Source organism: Methylobacterium sp. CCH5-D2, assembly GCF_001556475.1.
Classification (GTDB): Bacteria; Pseudomonadota; Alphaproteobacteria; order Rhizobiales; family Beijerinckiaceae; genus Methylobacterium; species Methylobacterium hispanicum.
Genome location: NZ_LSIX01000091.1, coordinates 1 through 3,079 on the forward strand (window position 1 = coordinate 1; position 3,079 = coordinate 3,079).

3 protein-coding genes are annotated in these 3,079 nt (G+C 74.7%); 1 reads left to right on the forward strand and 2 read right to left on the reverse strand.

Annotation, left to right across the window (positions count from 1 at the left end; all coding sequences use genetic code 11):
- Window positions 1-94 precede the first annotated feature (94 nt).
- Together AX737_RS01990 and AX737_RS01995 are read right to left on the reverse strand one after the other, a co-directional pair.
- On the reverse strand, window positions 95-1,099 hold the full coding sequence (locus tag AX737_RS01990; protein ID WP_066918590.1) for a YVTN family beta-propeller repeat protein: 1,005 nt from the start codon (window positions 1,097-1,099) through the stop codon (window positions 95-97).
- Window positions 1,096-2,331 (reverse strand): ABC transporter substrate-binding protein, encoded by a 1,236-nt coding sequence (locus tag AX737_RS01995; RefSeq protein ID WP_156453477.1) that lies wholly within the window; start codon window positions 2,329-2,331, stop codon window positions 1,096-1,098. Before AX737_RS01995 ends, AX737_RS01990 begins: the two co-directional genes overlap by 4 nt.
- A gap of 265 nt (window positions 2,332-2,596) precedes the next feature.
- Here AX737_RS01995 and pedF point away from each other — a divergent pair, with 265 nt between their 5' ends.
- A complete protein-coding gene (gene pedF / locus AX737_RS02000; RefSeq protein WP_066918594.1) occupies window positions 2,597-3,025 on the forward strand; it encodes a cytochrome c-550 PedF in 429 nt (142 codons plus the stop codon).
- Window positions 3,026-3,079 lie beyond the last annotated feature (54 nt).

Below are 3,079 nucleotides of genomic sequence, written 5' to 3' on the forward strand. Positions count from 1 at the left end.
AAGTGGCGCTCGATGCCGGCGCGGTCGAGGCTGCCGGCGCGGGCGGGGGTGAGGAGGGTGAGGAGGAGGGCGAGGATGGTCGCCGCGGACGCCCTCACTCCCCGCCCCCGGCCGCGCGCCCCTCGGGGCGCGCGGCGCCCGGTGCGGGCCGCACCGCCGCCCCCCAGGGATAGCGCCCGACCTTCACGCTGCGCACGGCCTTGAGCGCGGCGGCGTCGATCACCGTGACGTCGCCCGAGACGCCGTTGGTGGTGACGAGTTCCCGCCCGCCCGGCAGCATCGCCACGTGCCAGACCCGGCGCCCGACCAGGATGTAGGCCGTGACCGTGCGGGTGCGCGTGTCGATCGCCGCGACCCGGTCGGAGGGCCCGAGCGCCACGAAGGCGGTGGCGCCGTCCTCCGTGAGCGCGATGCCGACCGGCTGGATGCGGTCGGCCGAGATGCCCTTGATCTCGAACGCGATCGTCTCGACCACCTGCCGGGTCGCCACGTCGATCACCGAGACCGTGCCGCCGATCTCGGAGGAGACCCAGAGCGTCCGGCCGTCCCGGGTGAACTCCGCGTGGCGCGGGCGCTGGCCGACGGGCGTGGCGTCGATCGCCTGGAGCGTCCGCGCGTCGATCCAGTGCACCATGTTGGTGGTCTCGGAGGTCGTCACCGCGAGCGCCCCGTCCGGGCTCACCGCCATGCCCTCGGGCTCGATGCCGACGTCGATCTGGGCGAGCACCCGGCGCGCCTCGGCATCGACCACCGTCGTGGTGGCGTTGTTCTCGTTGGCGATGAACAGGGTGCGCCCGTCCGGCGCCAGCGCGAACTGCTCCGGGTCCTCGCCCGAGGGCAGGTCGTGCAGGAGGCGGCCGGTGTCGGGGTCGATCACCTGCACGGCGTCCGAATCGCTCGCGCAGACGTAGAGCCGGCGCCCGTCCGGCGAGAAGGTGAGGCCGCGCGGGCGCCGGCCGACCGGGAAGGTGCGGGCGACGCTCCAGTCGCGGCTGTCGATCACCGAGACGGTGTTGTCGCGCTCGTTCGAGACGAAGATCTCCTCGGCGCGCGCCGGGCCGGCGAGGAGGGCGAGGACGAGCAGGGCGGGGCGGATCATCGGGAGCCTCCGAAGGCGCGGCAGGCGCTCTCGGGCGCGTCGAGCCCGAGCGTGTCGAGTTCGGTGCGCCGGTGCAGGAAGCCCTCGACCGGGGCGGCCGCCACCACGGCGCCGGGCCAGAGCACGAAGACCGGCTGGCGCAACTGCCCGTTCCAGGCGCGGAAGCTCAGGGCCCGGCCCTTGAAGCCGCCGACCTCGAACCTGTCCGACAGGAGCAGCCGGCGCACCGCCTCCGGGTCGGCGGACTTGAGCTGCGTCGCGGCCTCCGTCACCGCGTGCACCGCCATCCAGCCGGCCCAGTCGACCGGGCCCATCGGGCGCTGCGCCAGCTTGGCGAAGCGCGCCTGCAGCTGCACGGCGGCCCAGGCCTCGACCGGGCGCCCCCAGGCGGCGGGTGAGAGCCCCTGCGTGCCGACGACGGGCCGGGGCGAGGCCGTGTTGTAGACGAGGTTCGGCCCGAACTCCCCGGCCTCGTCGGCCACCGCCACCACGTCGTGCTCGGGGCCGCGGGTGACGAGGGCGAACTCGCGAAGCGCCGAATCGCGCAGGTCCGCGCCGCGGGCGTCGAAGCTGGATTCGGCCACGATCCGCGCCCCGAACTTGCGGGCGCTGCGGCGCAGGGCCTCGGCATAGGCCGCGTCCCCGGCGCCCGGCCCCTGCACCAGCAGGATCCGGGTCCAGCGCTTGTGGGCGAGGAGCTGCACCAGCGCGTCGGCCAGCATGTCGCGCGACGGCAGCACGTGCAGCAGCCGCGCCCGGCAGTCGCGGTCGCGCAAGGCGACGTCCGGCGCGCCGACGTTGAGGATCACCGCGTCGCGGGTCTCGGGCATGTCGGCGAGCGCCAGCAGGTCGGCGGCCGGCGCGTTGACCACGAGGAAGCGGGCGCCCTCCCCCTCCGTGAGGGCCGCGCGCAGGTCGGCCCCCGGCTCGACCACGCTGGTCCTCAGGCTGAAGCGCAGGCCGACGAAGCGGCCGGTGGCGTTGCCGTCGGCGAGGCCGAGCTGCGCCCCGGCGCGGCCCTCGTCGTCCGGCACCGGGGGCTCGTTGTTGAGGGGTTTCGGTCGCTCGACCCGGCGCTCGATGTAGTGGATCGCCAGCGGCGTCGGCTGCCGCGCCTGTGTCGGCGCGCCCCCTTCGGGCGCGGCGTGCGCCGGCCCGAGCAGCGCGGCCAGCGCCAGCGCCGCGGCCACGCGCGCCCGTCCGCCCCCGGCGAGATCGGAGCGTGTCGGCATCCTGCCCCGGCTCGTTTCCATCCCTGTCCTCGGGACCGAGCATAGGCGGGCCCGCACCGCCCGGTATTGGACCAAGGTCCGAGACGCGGCAGTCCGAGCGGGGTGGCGCGCGTCGTACCAAAGCACAATGGGGCGCCCCGCCCGGGCTTGCTACCGTTTTTCCCTGATGCGGGTCTCTCTCCCGCCAAGACGCCGCGCGCCGGCCGGGGCCGCTCGCCCCGGGCAGAGGAGCGCGCGGATGAAGGTGTTTTCGGAGGAAACGGTGATGACCAGACGGCTCCGGCTGACGGGCGGCGCCCTGCTCGGCCTCGCGCTCGGCGGCCTCGTGCTCGGCGCGCTCGCTCACGGCGACGTGCAGCCCCAGCCCGTCGACACCGCCGGGCTCGAGGCGCTGGGCTCCGAGTGGAAGGCCGAGAACCCCTACCGGGGCAACCAGAAGGCGGTCGCGGTCGGCGATTCCGGCTACAACCAGAACTGCGCCCGCTGCCACGGCCTGCAGCTGATCTCCGGCGGGCTGGCCCCCGACCTGCGCTACCTGCCGGTCGGCAAGGAGGGCGACGAGTACTTCGTCGAGCGCATGAAGCACGGGGCCGTGATCAACGGCGTGACCAAGATGCCGGCCTTCGACGGCATCCTCTCGCAGGAAGCCATGTGGGCGATCCGGACCTACATCGAAGCCAAGCACGAAGAGTAGGGATCGTGCTCACGCGACGCGCGCTGCTGGCGGGGCTCGGCGGCCTCGCCGCCC